The following is a 19,464-nucleotide window of genomic DNA, read 5'->3' on the forward strand; positions in this document are numbered from 1 at the left end:
TATGGAACCTATCGATTTAAAGACAATTCCCGTTTCTCCGGGAGTATATTTGTATAAGGATGCGAACGGACGCGTCGTGTATGTGGGGAAGGCAAAACATCTGCGTAAACGGGTTGCGTCGTACTTTCGTCCGCCGGAAACACAGACACCTAAAACACGGGCGATGCTCCGGCAGGCGCAGTCAATTACAACGCTGATAACCACAACAGAAAAAGAGGCGTTATTACTTGAGGCAAGCCTGATTAAGAAGCATCGTCCGCGCTATAATATTTTGTTGCGGGATGATAAGCAGTATGTGTTGTTCAAGTTGAATAAAAAACATCACTGGCCTCGCCTTACCTTGACGCGCAAGGTTCTTAAAGATGGTTCTAAATATTTCGGCCCGTTCACATCATCCCATTCCGCATGGCAAACCCTTAAGGCGATACATAAGGTCTTCAAGTTGCGCAGGTGCTCTGACAGAGCGTTTGCAAACAGGGTGCGCCCGTGTCTGTACCACCACATAGGGCAGTGTTTTGCACCATGTTGTTTGGATATTTCTCACGAAGACTATTTAGAGCAGGTGCAGCGTGTTGAGTTGCTGCTTTCCGGGAAGTCCAATGAGCTTGTGGAAGTACTTACTGAGAAAATGTACGCCGCCTCTGAATCTATGGAATATGAAACCGCCGCGCAGCTCCGTGATCAGATTAAGGCCGTTGAAGTAACTGTTGAGAAACAGGCTGCTGTTATTCCTACTGCGCACGACATGGATGTAATCGGCCTAGGCGAAACGGATAATGGACTGGCTCTTGGAATTTTGTTTATCCGTAGCGGCATTCTTATCGACAAAAAGTATTTCTTCTGGGCTGGGTTAGGTCTGGAAGAAGCACCAGAATTGCTTCAGTCATTTATCGCGCAGTACTACGGAGTGAACAGTTTTGTTCCGTCGCGCGTAGTTGTTCCATGGGGAAATGATGTACTCGGGGATGATACGAATCCGGAACCACTTGTTGCACATGCCGAAGCTTTAACTGAATTACGCGGTATGCTGGTACGTGTTGCTTCGCCGCGTAATGACACTGAAAGCAAGCTTGTAACAATGGCAACAGCCAATGCCATTGATGACGCTAAACATAAACGCGCTGTCAGTCCTCTAGCTATACTACAGAAGCGTCTTGGTATGGCTGAAGAACCGTATCGAACAGAGATTGTCGACGTCTCCCATACTTCCGGTAAAGACACCCGTGTGGGAATGGTTGTTTTTGAAGGCGAAGCACCTGCTAAAAATGAATATAGAACCTATGCCTTTACTGATGAAGAAGGTGGAGGTGATGACTATAAGGTGCTAGCGTTATGGATGGAAAGGCGCTTGAACTCTGGACCGCCTTGGCCAGATCTCTTGCTGATAGATGGGGGGCGTGGTCAGCTGAATGCAGTTGTCAGTGTGCTTGAGGCCCATGGGAAAAGTGACCTATGTACCGTAATTTCCATTGCAAAGGCCCGTAAGGATGAATCCGGTAGGGCAGACAGACGAAAAGGAAATATTGAAGATCGAATTTTTCTGCCAGGGCGTTCCAATCCACTGCAGTTGAAAGCAGGGGCTCCAGAATTGTTGTTGCTGCAGCACATGCGTGACCTTTGTCATGACTACTCAATTGGGCGGCATAGGAAGGCTCGTGCAGGAAGAGCGTTGACGGGTGAACTTCAGCGAATTCCGGGAATTGGACCATCCATGGCGAAAAAATTGTGGGCTCATTATTCTTCAGTAAAAGAGATGGCGCAAGCATCTGTAGCAGATTTGATGCGAATTGATGGGGTAGGAAAGAAGAAGGCTGAAGCTATTTACGAAGGTCTTTCAGTATTCAGATGATCCTGACTTTAATGATATTGAATTATTCCTATTGTTCGACTGGTTGAGGTCTCACTATTATAAATAATAGCCTTCCATACTCTATCTTATGAAAATCTTTTAATTTGTTGCAATAATATACAAAAAAGGGCTACAAGAAATTTAACCATTTTTGATACCTTGATAAATAGGGTAATAAATAGTGTTTCGATAATATAATTAAGGAAATGGTTAGAAAAGAGGTTGAGTGTAGTCTAAAATGGCGCTATGTTAGCAGTTGCTTACAATGTGAAATAATGCACTATTCTTTCAGAAAATTGCCAGAGTAGATAGACGGAAACATATTGTTGGTTTATCTAAAAGGGTATAAATATATTTGGGAGTTTGTATAGGGTGTTGCTTTAACGTAAACAGGAGGGGGATATCGTCATATTAGGCGTAGTGTGGCGATATAAAACACATTGGTTTTACACGTTCTTTTCTAATGGAACCTCAGATGGCGTATTGAGGTGTGTTAGAACCGGGTGTGACTCCTCGTAGCAATGTGTAGGGAGAGTTATGATGCGTTCAGAGTTAACTAAGATTGTCCACGAACTTGTGTTGAACAGCCCAATTCCAGCTAAAGCACTCGCGAAAGAAATCGGCAAGCCGTATTCTACCTTGCTCCGCGAAGTGAACCCGTATGATGCTGGGGCGAAGTTGGGGGTTGAAACATTGATGGACATCATGAAAAAGACTGGAAACATTGAACCATTAGAGTACATTGCTCAAGAGATGGGATTTGCAATTGTAGATCCGAAACTTATGGCAGAGCCGAGTGACACTGTAAGCCTCGCTGAAATCGCATAGCGAGCAGTTACTAATGAAGTAGGCTGAGGTTTTCAGTCTCTGTCAATCTTTAAGAGACCTGTAGGAATACAGGTCTCTTTCTATTGGTCTGAATACAAAAAGCTCCTGATAATGTCAGGAGCTTTTTGAGTATTATAGCGAATGCTCAATGATACCGCCGCCAAGAACAGTGAGATTTTCATCGTATACACAGCAGACTTGTCCGCTGGCTGGCGGAGACTGTGGCTCATCGTATGTGACAATCAGCAGGTCATCTTGCTCGCTGATAGTTACGGGGATAGGCAGTTGGCGGTAGCGGGTGCGAACGAGAAGTTTTTCACCCCAGTGCTCTTTTGCTACAAGGAAGTTCATATTGCTTACAACGCAACCAGTGGAAAGCAATTCTGTTTTTGGCCCAACGATCAGTACATTCTTTTCCATGTCTTTGCGGATTACATAGAGTGGTTCTTTCCACGCAACCCCAAGTCCTTTGCGTTGACCTTCTGTGTACTGCCATAACCCATTGTGTTTCCCCACAACGGTACCGTCGGCGAGTTCCATGTTGCCGCCAGTACCGAGGTTGGCACCTCTATCAATTAAGAATGCACGGTAATCATCATTCGGAACAAAGCAGATTTCTTGACTTTCGCTTGGATACGCAGGGGCAATTCCGCGTTCTGCCAGTTCTGCTTTAATATCTTCTTTTTTCTTTTTTCCAAGAGGGAACAGCGCCTTTTCCAATTGTTTTTTCGGCACAAGCGATAAAAAGTAGCTTTGATCTTTTTTAGGATCATGCCCTCGGGAAAGAGTGCGTCCGTATAACGGATTATCTTCCAATACCGCATAGTGTCCCGTTGCAATTTGATTTGCCCCAAGCTTTTCTGCTTCGCGTAGCAGTGCGCCGAACTTCATGCTGGCATTACATAGCGCGCAAGGGTTTGGTGTGCGCCCGTGAATGTATTCATCCATAAATGGAGTAACAACACATTGTTCAAATTCTTCGTGTAAGTCGACTGCATGAAATGGAACATCCAATGATGCGCACATGGCACCGATGGCTTCTTCCCTTTCTTTGCTTGGAGCAAGAAAGTGGGCATGGAGCGCAAAAATATCGTGTCCCTGTTCTTTTAATGTGAGCAGGGCGTACAAAGAATCTGTTCCGCCGCTTACTGCAACTGCAATGGTCATAGCTATTCCTGAAGTGTTTTTTGATGCCTTCGGAGAGCTAGCTGCCGGAGGCATATCACTACATTCTGTCTTATTAATAAACGAAGGGAAGCCTGTAATCAGACTTCCCTTCAAAGTATCACAATTACGAGTCAGCTTGGTCTGTTATAATCCTGCTGGTGTGCCGAGCTGTTCGGTATTTTTTTCAAGAAGGGAAGCAACGCTGTAGAGAGTTGCTTCGTCGAATTCTTTACCGAGGAGCTGGATACCTACTGGCATTTTGCTATCTGCCCCCAAACCTACTGGGAGGGACAAGCCCGGAAGACCAGCGAGGTTGAGAGAGATGGTGTAGATGTCCATGAGGTACATTTTAAGCGGATCGCTTGTCAGTTCGCCAACGTTCCAAGCGGTAACCGGTGAAGCAGGGCCAACGAGTACATCACACTTTTCAAGTGCTTTTAGGTAGTCTTCGCGGATAAGGCGACGAACCTGTGCAGCTTTTTTATAGTATGCATCATAGTAGCCGGAGGACAGAACGTAGGTGCCGAGCATGATACGGCGCTGTACCTCATCCCCGAAAGCTTCGGAGCGGGATTTAACATAGATATCGAGCAGGTTTTCAGCATTTTCGCTTCGGTATCCGTAACGTACGCCATCAAAACGGGCGAGGTTGGAACTGGCTTCAGCCATAGCGATAATGTAGTAGGTTGCGATTGCGTAGGATGAATGCGGGAGCTCAACTTCAACAAGTTCAGCACCGAGCTCTTCAAGTTTAGCAACAGCAGCACGACAAGCTGATTCAACTTCGCGGTCGAGACCTTCTGCCCAGAATTCTTTAGGAAGACCGATTTTGAGACCTTTAAGGTCTTCACGGTTCAACGCTGCAAGGTAATCATCTACAGGAACGTCCACGCTGGTAGAGTCTCTGTCGTCATGACCTGCGATAACCTGTAAGATGCGTGCGTTGTCTTCTACAGAGCGGGTCATTGGACCGATCTGGTCAAGAGAAGAACCGTAGGCAACCATACCACGACGGGAAACACGACCGTAGGTTGGCTTAATGCCAACACAACCACAGAGGCTTGCAGGCTGACGGATGGAACCGCCAGTGTCGGTACCAAGGGTGCCAAATGCCTGACATGCGGTTACGGAAGCGGCGGAGCCGCCAGAGGAGCCACCAGGAACTTTGTTAAGATCCCAAGGGTTTTTGGTTGCTTTGTATGCAGAGTTCTCAGTGGAAGAGCCCATGGCAAATTCGTCCATGTTAGCTTTACCAATAAGAATTGCTCCTGCATCTTTCAGCTTTGCAACGGCGAAGGCGTCAAAGAATGGCTCAAAGTTTTCAAGAATTTTTGAACCGCAGGTAGTTTTAGTGCCTTTTGTGCAGAGAAGGTCTTTAACGGTAAGCGGAATACCCCATAATGGTTTGCTTTCGTCTGGACCGGCTTCATCCATAGCACGAGCCTGCTCAAGAGCTTCTTCAGCCTGAACAGAAATAAGTGCCTGAATGGAAGGCTCTGTTTCTTCAATGCGTTTAAGACACGCTTCTACAACTTCAGTAACGGTGAGCTCTTTTGCAAGCAGCTGGGAGCGGATTTCACTCAGGGATTTTTCGAACAAAAATGACATGTGGTAAAAACTCCGCCGTTAAACAATCTTTGGAACAATAAAGAACTGGCCGTCTGTTTCCGGTGCATTGGAAACAATGTCTTCGCGTGCAAAGCGTTTTTCGGCTTTGTCTTCACGCAAAGGTGTTGGCTGTTCAACTGGACTGTACAACGGCTCTGTACCGGCGGTGTCGAGACCGTTAAGGGTGTCCATGTAAGAAAGAATATCTTCAAACTGGCCTGCGAACAGGCGCTGTTTTTCTTCGTCGAGTTCAAGTCGGGCCAGCTTGGCAATTTGCGCTACCCGTTCAGGAGTAATACTCATAGAGGTTGTCTCCGATTATTGAGAAGTGGCTGGCGTAGTTTCAAAAGAGAACAGGCCGGATTATTCATTTTCGGCTGTGTTCATGGAGATTACGTTGCTTGCAGCAATATTCTGCTGTTTGCGGTACTCATCCAGTGAAACGCCGAGTTCTTCAGCTTTTTTTGTGTCTGCCTCATCCATCATCATTTGAATACGCTCATCGTGGCGAACACGCACGGTGTTAACACGGTTTCCGAATGCTTCTGGATTGATTGGTACAAAACCGTTTCGGGAAGGACGGAACAGGAACAGGTTTTCAGAGGCATTTCCTTCTGCATCCCATGTGATTGGAGCAATACTCCAGTCCATGTGCTGCGCAGAGGCGAGGCCTGTGTTAACTGTGTCGTCATTCCAGTCAGTAGGCATGGAACCCATGCCCGCTGCGAGGCGGATAAAGTCGTATCCAAGACCAACCCATGCGTCCGGCTTACCGAGACCTGCATCATCCATTGCCTGTACCAACTGCTTGGAAGCATTGGTTGGAGTAAATGGATTCCAGATGCCAGGGAATACAGCTAACTTGTAGTAGCGGGATTCCAGTTTTTTGCCTGCGGAAAGTCCTTGTTCCCATAATGTCGGGCCAAGGAATACAGCACGGTCTTCCTGATGGAAGAAGAAATGCGGAATGATAGATTCCATATTCTTCCAGCTATCCGGAAGGAATACGGCCTGAAATGCCGGTTGGTACGGCATATCTTTGTACTGGCCTGAGTTCATCTTTACATACAACGGATTTTCTACATTCTCACTAACAAGTTGCAGTTCTTTCTTTTCTTGCTCGCTTTTAATGAGAAGGTTTTTAACATCGTTAGACCAACCCTGCGGATTCTTTGAGTCGTAGCTAGCGGTCAGAACAGGGGCGCCTGTTTGTTGTTGTGCTAGCTGCATAAACAACTCTGTCATATGCTTGCCGTAATTATCATTAGGGTAGAGCGCGGCATAGTTGTTAATGCCCAGATCAAACTGTGTAAAGTTGAGCAGGGATTGGAGTTGGTCTTTAGGGCTGGAGAAGAATCTCCATGCATCTTCCCCTTCTGTTCCTGCTGGAAGAGAAGAGAGGAAACTAAAGAACGCATGCTTTTTTGTAAGATCGCGTTCATAGATTTTTTGGAAAATATTTTTTCTCAGTGGACCGCCGACAATGGTGAACCCTTCTGGCAGGGCAGCAAGTTCCTGCTCCCATGTCGGGGATTCGGTATTAATAACTTTGAGTGCAAAGTTGTATCCATTGTTGGTGAGTTGCCAGTGTGCAATACCGGCACCACGGAGAATTTTCCAGCCGATGGAACCATATGGTCCTGTAAGCGGTAAGGCAAGAGCAACACCTTGTGTCGGTTCGCCGAACTCTTTTTGCAGTGGTGCAAGAACGGAGTCGATGATGGTTGGGTCTGCCAGCTTTCCTAACGTGCGAAGACGTTCGATTGCTGCCCATGCAGATGGCCAATTCTGCTCGTCACCTGCTGCACGGCGTGCTTTTTCAAGCAGAATGAGAGAGTATGGGTATGTGATTTCGTTTTCTGGGGTAAGGTGACCGGCAAGTGCCGCAAGCTGCTGCGCATCTACACCGTTTAACTCAGAAAAAAGTCGGCGTTCAAGAGCTGCTTTGTAGTTGGTGTTTGGTGCTTTTGCATACAGGTCTTCTAAAGAAGTGAGCGCTGCACCAGTATTGCCTTTTTTCCATTCCAGACCGGCAAGAAGCAACGCTGCGTTTGCACGCATGCCCCACGGTTTGGATGTATTGTTATAGGTGGATTCGAGAATGGCAAGGGATTTATCCTGCGGGAGCTGTTTGATTGCCAGAACCCACGCATCTTGCCACTCGGTGCTTTCGATTGCACCGGGTTGGCTAGATTCCCATTTGTCCAGAGCCTGTAACCCAAGGAGAGCTCGCCCACTTTTAATGGTGCTGAGCGCAAAGTAGCGCCATGCACTGCGCTTTTCTGTCTCGGACAAATTCTGCCGTTGCAAAATTCTGTCGTAAAGCGCACTGGCTGTTGCGTAGTCTCCGCTGTTGTAGGCGGCAAGAGCCTGCTGGTGGAGCTGGTGCTCTGCGCCCCTGGAAGGAACCGCTTGCGGAGTTACGATGACTTTTTTCCCACAACCAGTAAGAGAAGCCACAGTAAGTGCCATAACCATGAGTGTAATAGTTACACCGCGTAAAGAGAGAGAAGATGTATATTTCATAGCATTATACCGTATAAAAAATGGCCTGATCCGCATAAGTGCGAATCAGGCCAAGGTAATCATATCAACCGGCAATTGCAAGAGCATGATGCGGGTAAGCGGTGTTATTACCCCATGCCGGTATTTTCATAATTATTTTACTTCAGTGTAGTCAGCGTCAACAACGTCTTCGTCATCTTTTTTCTGCTGAGCACCAGCGTCTGCGCCGCCACAAGGGCCGCCAGCACATCCGCCTTCTGCACCCTGAGCCTGCTGAGCGTAAAGCTGTTCAGCAAGTTTGTGGGATGCCTGAGAGAGCTCTTCTGTAGCTGCTTTTACTGCGTCTACGTCGATTTCTTCAGCTTCGAGAAGCTTCTTGAGAGCTTCTGCTTTACCTTCGATTTCACCTTTCAAGGTAGCGTCAAGTTTATCACCGAGCTCATTGATAGATTTTTCGGTGGTGTAGATAAGAGAGTCAGCCTGGTTGCGAACTTCGATTGCTTCCTGCTTTTTCTTATCTTCGTCAGCATGTGCTTCTGCTTCTTTAACGAGGTTTTCAATTTCTTCGTCAGAGAGGCCGGAAGAAGCGGTGATGCGGATAGACTGTTCTTTACCGGTGCCAAGGTCTTTAGCGGATACGCTTACGATACCGTTAGCATCGATGTCGAAAGTAACTTCGATCTGAGGAACACCACGTGGTGCTGGTGGAATACCGGTCAGTTCGAAGCGACCGAGAGTCATGTTGTCAGAAGCCATTGGACGCTCACCCTGCAGTACGTGAATAGATACTGAAGGCTGGTTGTCAGCAGCGGTGGTAAAGGTCTGAGACTTCTTGGTTGGGATAGTAGTGTTACGCTCGATGAGCTTAGTAGCTACGCCGCCAAGGGTTTCAATACCGAGGGAAAGCGGGGAAACGTCGAGGAGAAGAACGTCCTTAACATCACCAGCAAGAATACCACCCTGAATTGCTGCACCCATGGATACCACTTCGTCCGGGTTAACAGAGCGGTTAGGCTCTTTACCGAAGAAGTCAGAAACAACTTTCTGTACGAGAGGCATACGGGTCATACCACCAACGAGGATTACTTCGTCGATTTCACCTGGTTTGAGGCCAGCATCTGTAAGAGCTTTCTGGCAAGGGCCTTCGGTGCGTTTTACAAGGTCAGCAACGAGGGTTTCAAGTTTTGCACGGGAAAGCTTAAGCATGAGGTGTTTAGGACCAGTCTGGTCAGCAGTGATAAACGGCAGGTTGATTTCAGTTTCCATGGAAGTGGAAAGGTCTTTCTTCGCTTTTTCTGCTGCTTCTTTAAGACGCTGCAGAGCCATGCGGTCAGCAGAAAGGTCAAGACCTGCGTTTTCGTTTTTGAACTCTTCAACAAGGTAGTTGATGATAGCGAGGTCAAAGTCTTCACCGCCGAGGAAGGTGTCACCGTTAGTTGCAAGTACTTCAACTACGTTGTCGCCAACTTCGAGAATAGAAATATCGAAAGTACCGCCGCCAAGGTCGAATACAGCGATTTTTTCGTTTGCTTTTTTATCGAGACCGTATGCAAGGGAAGCTGCAGTCGGTTCGTTGATGATACGTTTTACTTCAAGACCGGCAATTTTGCCTGCGTCTTTAGTAGCCTGACGCTGGGAGTCGTTAAAGTATGCTGGAACAGTAATAACCGCTTCAGTTACTTCTTCACCAAGGTAGGCTTCCGCGTCAGATTTGAGTTTGCCAAGTACCATAGCAGATACTTCAGCAGGAGAGTAACTACGGCCTTCAATTTCAACGTAAGCTTCGCCGTTTTTACCTTCTACAATTTTGTATGGAGAGTGATCAGCCCAACGCTGTACTTCTGGGGAGTTAAACTGACGACCAACAAGGCGTTTAACTGCAAAGATAGTACGCTCAGGGTTTGTTACAGCCTGACGTTTAGCAATATCGCCAACGAGACGTTCTTTATCGGTGAAACCTACGATAGAAGGAGTAGTACGACCACCCTCAGGGTTGGTTACGCACTTAGGATCTTTACCTTCCATAATGTAGACACAAGAGTTAGTTGTGCCGAGGTCGATACCAATAATCTTACCCATGTTTAAACCTCCTCATGAGAAAACTCTCACGAATGTAATCTTAAATTATAAAGAACCAGAGTTATCTGGCTTTTAGTCTTTGATGTTCCAGAATTTAAGCACGTTTTTTTCGCGGGCAAGGGGCACTTGTTATTTTTTTTATCCAAATGTGGTGTAAATGTTGTTTTTATATACCGAACATGTGGAAAAATCTCTTTGGTATCAACATGTTCTGCGTTTGCCTGCTTGTGCAAAAAAAAACTTAAAAAGTTGAGAAAACATAGTCGAGCAGTCTTGTGACCGAGAGTTTTTATCATGTTTTGGGCATAAAAAAAATGGCTGCCGACAAAAATCGGCAGCCATAACGTCATATATAACCTGCAGGGTACAGCTGAATTTCCTTAGCGGATTATTTACCGCCGGAAACAATAACTTTTGCAGGACGCAGCATACGATCTTTAAGTTTATAACCACGCTGCATTACGTGCTTAACGTGACCTTCCGGTACGTCATCACAGTTTTCCTGACCTACGGCTTCATGTATTTCAGGGTTGAACTCGTCGTTTTTCTCTCCGAGAGGGGTAAGACCATGTCGTTCGATTGCTTCAAGGAAAAGCTTCTGAGTCATTTCAACACCGACGAGCATGTTTTCGCAGCCTTCAAGATTGCGACCGTAGTCGATAGCAAGCTGGAGGTTGTCCAGAGTAGGGAGCAGATCGCCCAGCACAGATTCAGTTGCATACTTGAACTGTTCTTCACGTTCACGCTGGAGGCGTTTTTTGAAGTTTTCCATTTCTGCAAGGCAGCGGAGGCGAACTTCTTCAGCGTCCTGCATGGTGTCACAGCCAGGACAAACGCGGTCTTTTGCAAGCTGGTTCAGCTGCTCGTCAGAGATTACAATCTCGGTGGTCTGTTCCTGTTCAGTATTTTCAACTGCTTCTTCTGGTTTCACAGTATCTTCACCCATTCTGTTAGCTCCTTACATCCTTATGCTGCTTTACTTATCAGTAAAAGCAGTGACGAAATTTTAGTGCAAATATATTTTTCCTGAACATACCGTGTTCAGGTTTCGGACAATGCGTGTGCTGTTCTGATATGATTTTATATTGCGCAACCGCCCACATATCCTAACACATCGTGAACAGACGGGTAACAACGAGGTACCTACCTGTCAAGATGTAGAGGGATAATTCGTTCTTGTGCTGTGTTGTAATATATTGAAGATATTGAAGTAATCGTTGTTTTTTTGAATACCTAATATTTTTAGCGTGTAACAGGCGAGAAGCCAGATTACAGAGAATATGAGGGGAGGCGCTATCAAGAGTTCACTCTCTATCTTATAGATTAAAAAAAGGCTGCCGCACTGATGCGGGCAGCCTATCTCTGAGTTCAGTAGAGTTCTATCGCTGATAGAGACTGTTGCTAATTGTTACTGAAAGAGATTTTTCAATCCCTTCTCAAGCTGTTTGAGCGGGTTTTTATCTTTATTTTCTTCATCAAGTAGCTGCTTTGTGATGTCTTCTACGGAAGAACCGAGGAAGCGTTTCATATCAACGCCATAGGTTGGCTTTGAGAGTTTGCCACTGAGAACAACAGGGATAACTGGAACGTTATCGAACTTAAGGTCTGCCCTATAATTGATAGAGTCAGATGCAAGATTGGCGAAGCCGCTGCCTTTTGCATCCAATTCTGCTGCATTCATTACAAAGTCGTTGTTTGTGATACGTCCGTTTTTTGCGAACAACGTGCCGCGAATAACTTTGTATGGCTGCGCTGTAAGGGAGCTCTTTACTTTTTTGCGCAAGGGGCCTTCGAAAAGTTCCAACGTGCCTTTTGGGAGAATATCCAGTCCTGTCAGGGTGCCGTCTGTAGCGTTGAATGTGGCTTTGCCGTTCAGCGTTCGTTTAACGGTATCTTCGGTCATGCCATAGGCAGAAAGCGATGCATTCAAAAAGAGCTTACCGCTTGCGTATTCGGTTCCGGTAAGTGTTTTTGTGATATTCGCCAGATTCATTTTATCTGTAGTTAACTTAATAGATGAAACAGGCAGTGTACCGCGTAAATCGGTTTTTAATATACTGTCTACATCACCTTCGAAGATACGGAAGCGCAACGGATTGACGGTGATGACACCGTGCTTTCCTTCGCCTTTGGCGACAATGTTTGAAATGGTCAGGTCGTTCACCATCATTTTTTTGATGCTGATATCAACGTTCGCATTCAGTTTAGCAAGAGTTTCAGGAGCAACGGCTTTGGCAACGTTCTTTTCTGCGTTATGCTCTACTTTGTTGCTGTGTGCTTTGACTGCTGAGGAGGACGGGCGTTCCTGTGTTTTCTTTTTCGCTTTAGTTCCATTGTCGCTATTTCCAGCGCTTTCGTTGAGTAGTTTGGCAAGCGCAATGTATGGATCAAGATTCAATTGCTCAGCATTCAGGCGTAGGCTCAGTTGTGGTTTGGTGCCGTAGTAGTACTGGAAATCTCCGTTTAGAGGGTAGCCTTCAAGGCTGCCTTGAATGTCATTAAGGGCAAGATTGTCCGGAACCATTTTGAGCTGCATGGACAGGATAAGTTCTGAGTTATTATTTGTAGGCTCGGGAGCTGAAATACCAATAGCTTTGGCAATTTTTCTGTAGTCTGCCTGAAGGTTCATATTGCCGGTTACATCCAGTTCTTTTGCATAGGCAACTTCACCACTGAGATTGAGCGTAGTGTTGTATGCGGAAAGCTTGCACTTATGCACAGTTACTTTTTGATCTTTAAGCAGAGCAGTGAGGGCGGACTGGAGATGAATACTCGCTTGTTTGCCCGGTATATCTTCACCTTTTGCCTCTAGTGTTAAGTCAATTGTTGTCACATCAACTGATTTGAAGTCGCCGGAAGGCGTGGCCTCAATCGTCATTTTGAATGGAGATTCAACGGCTGGCTTTTGCGCTGTTGCAACGCCGTTGAGTTCTAGAGTGAACGGCTCTCCAGCACGAAATGCAGAGGTGATAAGGGAAAGGTCTTTGATGGAGTATTTCTTTCCTTCACGCTGACTTTCGTAAGCGACGTTGGTGTCTGTGACAGACAAAGATTCAACAAGCAAAGCGGCAAGGGCCATGGAGTCTGGCTGAGCTGCTTTGGGCTTTGATTCGATGACTGAACCGTGGCGCTTTGATTTGCCGGATGTCTTTTTGGGCGGCACGAAGGTCCAGTTATTTTTTCCTTTTTTATTTTCGATAAGATTAAGAGTTACTCCTTTCAGTACTACGTCGGAGAACTCAATCTGACGGAAAAAGAGTGGCATAACTTTTACGCTAGCCTTTGCCTGTTTCACAGAAGCAAACGTTTCTTCCGTAAACCCTTTCGGGTTGTTCATGGAAACTTCACCGAGGCTTACGCCGAACCACGGGAAGAAGGTAAGGGACATATCCCCTTTAAATGTAAGTTCTCTGCCTGTGGCATCGTATACCGCGGCGCTTATTTCCTGTTTGTAGTCATTAGGATCAACAAGGGTTGTGAGGGAAACTGCTGCAATAACCAATAAGGTTACGAGGGTACCTAGTACCGCCAGGATAATTTTAGCTATCGGATTCATAATGGAGCTCTCTTGTTGTAGGAGAAGATAGCGGAGTTCAATTTTATTAATATTTACAGACTGATTACGTAAACTTTTCTACAAACTTTGTATGCCTAGTATATGATATGTATTGTACATACGTGTCAAATTTATACAACCATTTGACTATAATGAAGTTTTTCGTGCTGGTAGGTGGGGCGAAAAATGGGTAAACATTTCTTCATGAATAATACAGTTACCACATCTACTACTCCGTCGCTTATGTTGCAGGGTACCAGTTCCAATGCTGGGAAAAGTGTACTCACTGCTGCCCTTTGCCGCATCCTCTTGCAGGACGGGCTTTCTGTTGCTCCTTTTAAGGCTCAGAATATGGCGCTTAATTCTTTTGTAACACCAAACGGCGAGGAGATAGGTCGCGCTCAGGCTGTACAGGCTGCAGCGTGCAGGCTCGAGCCCGATGTGCGTATGAACCCTGTGTTGTTGAAGCCTTCTTCAGATACTGGATCGCAGGTTATTGTTATGGGCAAGCCTGTGGCAAACATGCGAGTGAAAGAATACGTGAAATATAAGCCTACAGCTTTTGCGCACGTACAATCTGCTTATGATTCTATTGCAGCTGAACATGACGTTATGGTGCTTGAAGGTGCCGGAAGTCCGGCAGAGATTAACCTGAAGGCGCACGATATAGTGAACATGCAGATGGCGCGATATGCAAAGGCGAAGGTTTTGCTTGTTGGTGATATCGACAGGGGCGGGGTGTTCGCGTCACTTGTCGGAACAATGGAGTTGTTGGATGCGTGGGAAAAAGACCTTGTAGCTGGATTTGTTTTGAACCGTTTCCGAGGGGATGTGACTCTGCTTGATTCAGCGCTGGACTTCACAACTAACCGTACAGAAAAGTCGTTTTTTGGGGTTGTACCCTTCCTTACTCAGTTGGGGCTTCCAGAAGAGGACTCTGTAACGTTCAAGGAATCAATAGGGCGTCAGCTTCCATTGCGTGATGACGCGCTTGATATTGTTCTGCTTGATCTTCCGCATATAGCGAATTTTACAGATGTAGATGCCCTCACCATTGAGCCGGATGTGTCACTCCGTGTAGTTAATTCATTAGATAAGCTTGGAAAGCCGGACTGTATAATCATACCTGGTTCCAAGAACACTCCGGGCGATCTTCACTGGTTACACGAAAGTGGATTAGCCGTAGCTATAATAAATTTTGCAAAAGCAGGCGGTGTTGTTACCGGTATCTGTGGTGGATTCCAGATGCTTGGTGAAACCGTCTCTGACCCCGTCTCTATTGAATACGTGGCGCAACAATCTTCGGAAATTGATGTTCATCTTCATGCAACACAGCAAGGTCTCGGTTTGCTGCCGTTACGAACTGTAATGGGTGAAGAAAAAGTGCTTACCAGAGTTACAGCAATCCATGCGCCAACAGGGAATAGCGTGACAGGCTACGAAATTCATCATGGCATAACAGAGTCTACCGGTGCACAAAAACTAGATTCCGCAATTATTCGTGAAGATGGAGTAATTATCGGGTACGGTTTAGCTGACAGTCATGATTTTCAGGCTGTATGGGGCACCTATCTGCATGGTGTTTTTGACGACGACAAATTCCGCAGGGCGTTTATTAACGACCTCCGTGTTCGTAAAGGACTTGCTCCTTTGCAGGGTGTGCAGGCATCGTTTTCAATAGATCCCGCATTGGACAGATTGGCAGACACCGTTCGTGACGCACTCGATATGAAAAAGATTTATGAGGTTCTTGGTCTGTAATATATATAGGTGTTGTAAGTTCGGTAACTTTTCTGCCTCTTTTCGCGAGGTCTGTATGTTTTGATATAGTCCCGCGGCTTATGCTTCATTATCTTTCAAGTAATAAAATAAGGGCTGTCTTTTTATTATAAAGGCAGCCTTTTTTGTTGTTCAAGTTAGCGTGCTGGGGGCGCATGAGAAGATATTTGGGAACGTATATTCTGATAATAAAAGTTTTAGGAAGGGGGTCTGGGGGAGACCCCTTTTTCAAAAGGGTTTCCTCCAGCCGCCGGAGGCAAAAAAAGACAAAATGTACCTAACTCTGCGTTGTACCCCTCGGGTCGGGGGGCTGAGTGTGTATGGTCATGAGAAAACTCTAAGTAACTTTTGGGTACGGAGGAATAATGACCATATTAAGCCAGAGAACAGTTCATAAATATGTGGGTGACGGTATACAGGATACCTGGCCCATTCTGTTTACGTTTTTTGAACCAGAACATGTGAAGGCAGTTAAGACTTCAGTGGACGGGGTTGATGCTCCTTTGATGTATGGGACACAGTACCGCGTTGAATTTCTGGAGGGAGGTGGAGGACGCTGTGTGGCAGCTTTGGCTAAAGATGAAAAGATTACGTTGTATCTTGATGTGCCGTTGACGCAGCGAACTGATCTGCGCAATGCGGGTAAGTTGAGTGCAGAAGTGATTGAGCGGATGTCTGATAAGCTGACGCTTGCGTTGCAGCAACAAAGGGAAGATTTAGATCGCTGCGTTCAAGTGCCTATCACTTCTTCCAAGACACCGAAGCAGTTAATGCAGGAATTGACATCTTCTGCTGCGGCTGCTGCAGGAGCAAAGGCAGAGTTACTCGTTATAAAAAATCAGACCTTGCAGTTGAAGAACGATAGTAAAAATCAGGTTGCTTTGGCTGCTGCTGAAGTCGGTAAGGCTCAGACTGTGGTATCTGATGCTGCAACCTTGGTTTCTAATGCACAGAATTTGATTAAGAGTGCTCAGGCGTTGATTGAGCAGGCTACGAACGGATCTGGTAAAGCTGTAGATGAGCTTTTGAGCGGGATGGTGCTGCCGTTTAAAGGAACAGTGAATGCCAGTGGGCATCCGGTTAACCGAATGACAGGCAAGGAAGATGTGAAATATGCTCTGTGCGATGGACGAACGTATGTGGCACCGGATGGAGTAAAGGTGATGACACCGGATTTGCGTGATAAGTTTATTGCAGGTGCAGGTCGTAGTTATGTGCAGGGGGATACTGGCGGTGCCGATACTGTTGCGCTGACTGTAGCTCAGCTGCCGGCGCATACCCATTCATTTCGAGCATATAATGCACAAGGTGAGTATACGTTTAATGATTTAATGACCTCGAACAGAACCACAACAGCAGAAAGAAATGTTAGCGAGGTTGGTGGGGCGAAAGCGCATGAAAACCGACCACCGTTTTATGCGCTGGCATATCTAATGAAGCTTTAAGCTTCGAAAAGGATAATCGTTCGATCGAAAGCAGGGGGAATACCTCCTGCTTTTTTGTTATTTATGAAAGATAGCGTGACAACCGCGTTTGCGCCATGTCTTCCACGGACTGTTGAGTGTGCCATTGGAGTATACGTTGTACGCATCGTTTCTATGCAGGATATAGTTAAATACGGCCATGTCGTTGAGCTCGTCAGTAATATTTAAGCGTTCCATCTCAGCACAGGCTGTGCTGAGAAGGGAAAGAACGACAGCTTTTCGTCCACCAATGATACCGCAATTTCGGATTGGCTTTGCGGCAAATTCTGGAAATTGTCGCTCATAGATTGTTTCAAATTGTTTTATCATCCATGGATTTTGCCCAATGGAGTTTACTTCCCCGCCTATGAACAGGGTGTAAGAATAGCGGTTTTGCCATGTGTTACGTTGTTCGGTTAGGAGGTTGCGCAGCTGGGAAAAGTTTCCGAGCGCGTCAACGAGACGGGAGGAGTCAAAGTAATCCAGAATGTTGCGGCGGAGTATGAGGTTGGCAGGGTTCTTGTTGAACCATGCGTCGGAGATATCCACTATGAAAGCCGTACGACAGTCTGGTAGTGCTTCAAGCAGGTCTCGTGCAGCAAAAAAACGTTCGTCAGCAATGGTGAATCTTCCTGGTGAATAGGGGACGAAATGAAGGCTACCGGTGTGGTGTGGAGGTGTATTTAAGGAAAAGACAAGACGGCATTTATCCATAAACTTTTCAGGTAATCCGTCATGCATGATGACCATGTTCAGTCCAAGGCGGATAGCACTGTGGAACCAGTCTGCAATATAATCAAAAGATGCTTGCTGAACAGTTACCCCGTGCTGCGGGTGAACTTTTTGGGTGAAGTAGGCACCGATGACAATGTCTTTTTCGGTAAGAACATGGTTAAGCGTTCTTGCCTGTTCCGTTGTGCACAAAAGTTTACCGGTGTTCGGCGTGCTGGATGGGGAATTATCCTCAGAAATACTGGCTGCAGCTTGCATTAGCTTGCTCCTTCTTTCAAACCTATTACGCCTCGTTTACCCAGTTGCCGGATGAATTGACTGACTGCAACACGGGATTCTTCCGGATGCAGTTTATAAGTTTTGGAAAGCTCTATTGCTATGGCCTGTACTGAGCGCTTGTCGTTGATAAGCGACCAGCAGAATGTACCGAGCTCGTCGAGTTCGAGGTGTTTTTTTTGTGCAGGCGGCTCATGGCCGAAGGCTGTGGTGAATTTGCTAAACCACGGGCGCATACGGAGTGGGAAGGATAGTGTGACTGTTTTTGCGGTGCGGTTGGTTTCTTCAACCAAAAGATTTCGGACAGGGACACAAGCCATTGCCTTTTGCAAAGACAATGGCTGTGTTTCCTGTTGTTTCTTTTTGCTAGTCAACTTCCACATGATTGCAAATCGATTCCAAAAACGGACTGGATATTGGGGCATTCGACCGTATTTGTACGGTGATGAGCTTGTTTTGACTTTCCACAATCCACGCTGCTCCCCGAATATGCTGCTGTTTGCCCAGCATAGAAGATCGGAAGAGGCGTTTCATAAAGGAAGGTTCCTCTACATGCTCCCAATGATAACGTTTTTTTGCTCCGGTGGGGAGTATGGATTTGTCTTTATGGAAGTTTTCTAATGGTAAGTCGTACGTAGAGTGCAGCCATCTACGGAATGGTTTGCCTTCCAGAACTACGTTGGCAGGGCCTAGCCGCGTGATGCAGATAGTTGATGCTCCTGATTGCAGTTCGAGAACAAATTCACCCGGCTTGAAGGAATGGCGCACAAGGGTGGAACCGGCAGGAAGAGCGCAACGCAAACCGAACATGCTGAATGTTACTGGTTCGTCTGTGTTGGTCACAGTTAATGACGCAAGAACTTGCCGGATAACGTCTGTATACTGGTCAATCGGTGCGTGAACCTGAAGTACCAGAATCGTTTTCGAAGGAGAATGGATGCAGATAGCACCACTGCCTTTTGCATGAGAGAAAGGCTGAACTTCTAAAAGGGGTTGCAGGACGTCTGTAATAGAACGCCACTGGTCGGTAACAGCACTTTTTTCAGTACTGAACCCTTTCATCCGCTTCAGTTGACGAATAATATCGCCTTCTTTCTTAGGCAGCGAATTAGAGTCGGAAACTCTATGCCATTTGATTTCCAGTGCAGGATGTGAATTGCGAGAAAAAAGAAGATAACGCTGCTCAATAGCAGCAGGAATCCAGTTGTCAGGCATGGTCAGCGTAATGCCGTTCCATGCGGTGGGACTACCAGATATCTCCGATTGGGGGTCCATGCATTTTTCCTTAGTTATAGTTGCACAACGATGCGTATTGGAGAGGAGAGTTGTAAGTGTTTCAACGTCCTTTGAAAGCTCCGTAGCATCTTCCCGCAGGGCGGGTACCGTGAATCTAAAATGTGCCTTCTAAATTCTAAAAAGAATGAAAAGTCATCAGTATGAATTTTAGAGGGCTATTCATATGCTTGAACTACTTTTGAAGTGCGGTCAAGCATATTTATTGCGAGAGAGTGGTGTTGAAGTTCTGTGAGCGTTGTTATTTGGGTAATACTCATAATACTGGGTGGGTTATAGCTGTTATATTGGGCGATAACGATAGCTGTGTAAGTAGTACTGTTAGTATT

At 46.1% G+C, this 19,464-nt stretch carries 14 protein-coding genes; 4 read left to right on the forward strand and 10 right to left on the reverse strand.

The genetic code is table 11. From position 1 onward, the window contains the following. The first annotated feature begins 1 nt into the window (after window position 1). Both uvrC and BUR09_RS14440 read left to right on the forward strand, forming a co-directional pair. Entirely contained in the window at window positions 2-1,849 is a 1,848-nt protein-coding gene (uvrC, locus tag BUR09_RS14435; protein WP_074217658.1) for an excinuclease ABC subunit UvrC, read from the forward strand. Between the two features lie 540 nt (window positions 1,850-2,389). After that, complete coding sequence (locus BUR09_RS14440) at window positions 2,390-2,677, forward strand: phage regulatory CII family protein (protein ID WP_074217659.1); 288 nt, start codon at window positions 2,390-2,392, stop codon at window positions 2,675-2,677. A 132-nt stretch (window positions 2,678-2,809) separates the two neighbouring features. Here BUR09_RS14440 and mnmA read toward each other — a convergent pair whose 3' ends face one another. The 7 genes from mnmA to BUR09_RS14480 all read right to left on the reverse strand — a co-directional run bounded on the left by mnmA (window position 2,810) and on the right by BUR09_RS14480 (window position 13,592). Next, a complete protein-coding gene (gene mnmA / locus BUR09_RS14445; RefSeq protein ID WP_074217660.1) occupies window positions 2,810-3,844 on the reverse strand; it encodes a tRNA 2-thiouridine(34) synthase MnmA in 1,035 nt (344 codons plus the stop codon). Window positions 3,845-3,988: 144 nt separating this feature from the next. Further along, the gene (gatA, locus tag BUR09_RS14450) at window positions 3,989-5,452 is read right to left on the reverse strand and encodes an Asp-tRNA(Asn)/Glu-tRNA(Gln) amidotransferase subunit GatA (protein ID WP_074217661.1); all 1,464 of its coding nucleotides are present in this window, start codon (window positions 5,450-5,452) and stop codon (window positions 3,989-3,991) included. An 18-nt stretch (window positions 5,453-5,470) separates the two neighbouring features. Beyond that, window positions 5,471-5,755, reverse strand: coding sequence for an Asp-tRNA(Asn)/Glu-tRNA(Gln) amidotransferase subunit GatC (gene gatC, locus BUR09_RS14455; protein ID WP_074217662.1), 285 nt, complete (start codon window positions 5,753-5,755; stop codon window positions 5,471-5,473). A 60-nt stretch (window positions 5,756-5,815) separates the two neighbouring features. Next, window positions 5,816-7,978 carry a penicillin-binding protein activator gene (locus tag BUR09_RS14460; protein ID WP_074217663.1) on the reverse strand — a complete coding sequence of 721 codons (2,163 nt, stop codon included), beginning with the start codon at window positions 7,976-7,978 and terminating at the stop codon, window positions 5,816-5,818. Window positions 7,979-8,110: 132 nt separating this feature from the next. Continuing rightward, a complete protein-coding gene (gene dnaK, locus BUR09_RS14465; RefSeq protein WP_074217664.1) occupies window positions 8,111-10,036 on the reverse strand; it encodes a molecular chaperone DnaK in 1,926 nt (641 codons plus the stop codon). A gap of 388 nt (window positions 10,037-10,424) precedes the next feature. Then, complete coding sequence (locus BUR09_RS14475) at window positions 10,425-10,982, reverse strand: nucleotide exchange factor GrpE (protein WP_074217666.1); 558 nt, start codon at window positions 10,980-10,982, stop codon at window positions 10,425-10,427. A 462-nt stretch (window positions 10,983-11,444) separates the two neighbouring features. After that, on the reverse strand, window positions 11,445-13,592 hold the full coding sequence (locus BUR09_RS14480) for an AsmA family protein (RefSeq protein WP_074217667.1): 2,148 nt from the start codon (window positions 13,590-13,592) through the stop codon (window positions 11,445-11,447). A gap of 186 nt (window positions 13,593-13,778) precedes the next feature. Here BUR09_RS14480 and BUR09_RS14485 point away from each other — a divergent pair, with 186 nt between their 5' ends. Both BUR09_RS14485 and BUR09_RS14490 read left to right on the forward strand, forming a co-directional pair. Continuing rightward, a complete protein-coding gene (locus tag BUR09_RS14485; protein WP_245796750.1) occupies window positions 13,779-15,353 on the forward strand; it encodes a cobyric acid synthase in 1,575 nt (524 codons plus the stop codon). A 383-nt stretch (window positions 15,354-15,736) separates the two neighbouring features. Then, window positions 15,737-16,816 (forward strand): hypothetical protein, encoded by a 1,080-nt coding sequence (locus tag BUR09_RS14490; protein WP_074217668.1) that lies wholly within the window; start codon window positions 15,737-15,739, stop codon window positions 16,814-16,816. Window positions 16,817-16,873: 57 nt separating this feature from the next. Here BUR09_RS14490 and BUR09_RS14495 read toward each other — a convergent pair whose 3' ends face one another. From BUR09_RS14495 to BUR09_RS14505, 3 genes are read right to left on the reverse strand one after another with little or no spacing between them, the layout of a single operon-like run. After that, window positions 16,874-17,824, reverse strand: coding sequence for a hypothetical protein (locus tag BUR09_RS14495; RefSeq protein WP_074217669.1), 951 nt, complete (start codon window positions 17,822-17,824; stop codon window positions 16,874-16,876). Continuing rightward, the gene (locus tag BUR09_RS14500; protein WP_175566044.1) at window positions 17,824-18,180 is read right to left on the reverse strand and encodes a PqqD family protein; all 357 of its coding nucleotides are present in this window, start codon (window positions 18,178-18,180) and stop codon (window positions 17,824-17,826) included. Before BUR09_RS14500 ends, BUR09_RS14495 begins: the two co-directional genes overlap by 1 nt. A 28-nt stretch (window positions 18,181-18,208) precedes the next feature. Then, window positions 18,209-19,117, reverse strand: a complete 909-nt coding sequence (locus BUR09_RS14505) for a hypothetical protein (RefSeq protein ID WP_074217671.1) — start codon at window positions 19,115-19,117, stop codon at window positions 18,209-18,211. Between the last annotated feature and the right edge of the window lie 347 nt (window positions 19,118-19,464).

This window comes from Halodesulfovibrio marinisediminis DSM 17456 (genome assembly GCF_900129975.1).
GTDB lineage: Bacteria > Desulfobacterota > Desulfovibrionia > Desulfovibrionales > Desulfovibrionaceae > Halodesulfovibrio > Halodesulfovibrio marinisediminis.

What these genes read in the sequence shown, in the direction of transcription:
- BUR09_RS14460 (WP_074217663.1), bottom strand. Translation starts at nt 7,978, where the DNA reads ATGAAATATACATCTTCTCTCTCTTTACGCGGTGTAACTATTACACTC.
- BUR09_RS14505 (WP_074217671.1), bottom strand. Translation starts at nt 19,117, where the DNA reads ATGGACCCCCAATCGGAGATATCTGGTAGTCCCACCGCATGGAACGGC.
- BUR09_RS14440 (WP_074217659.1), top strand. Translation starts at nt 2,390, where the DNA reads ATGCGTTCAGAGTTAACTAAGATTGTCCACGAACTTGTGTTGAACAGC.
- BUR09_RS14495 (WP_074217669.1), bottom strand. Translation starts at nt 17,824, where the DNA reads ATGCAAGCTGCAGCCAGTATTTCTGAGGATAATTCCCCATCCAGCACG.
- BUR09_RS14475 (WP_074217666.1), bottom strand. Translation starts at nt 10,982, where the DNA reads ATGGGTGAAGATACTGTGAAACCAGAAGAAGCAGTTGAAAATACTGAA.
- BUR09_RS14480 (WP_074217667.1), bottom strand. Translation starts at nt 13,592, where the DNA reads ATGAATCCGATAGCTAAAATTATCCTGGCGGTACTAGGTACCCTCGTA.
- mnmA (WP_074217660.1), bottom strand. Translation starts at nt 3,844, where the DNA reads ATGACCATTGCAGTTGCAGTAAGCGGCGGAACAGATTCTTTGTACGCC.
- BUR09_RS14485 (WP_245796750.1), top strand. Translation starts at nt 13,779, where the DNA reads ATGGGTAAACATTTCTTCATGAATAATACAGTTACCACATCTACTACT.
- gatC (WP_074217662.1), bottom strand. Translation starts at nt 5,755, where the DNA reads ATGAGTATTACTCCTGAACGGGTAGCGCAAATTGCCAAGCTGGCCCGA.
- BUR09_RS14490 (WP_074217668.1), top strand. Translation starts at nt 15,737, where the DNA reads ATGACCATATTAAGCCAGAGAACAGTTCATAAATATGTGGGTGACGGT.
- dnaK (WP_074217664.1), bottom strand. Translation starts at nt 10,036, where the DNA reads ATGGGTAAGATTATTGGTATCGACCTCGGCACAACTAACTCTTGTGTC.
- gatA (WP_074217661.1), bottom strand. Translation starts at nt 5,452, where the DNA reads ATGTCATTTTTGTTCGAAAAATCCCTGAGTGAAATCCGCTCCCAGCTG.
- uvrC (WP_074217658.1), top strand. Translation starts at nt 2, where the DNA reads ATGGAACCTATCGATTTAAAGACAATTCCCGTTTCTCCGGGAGTATAT.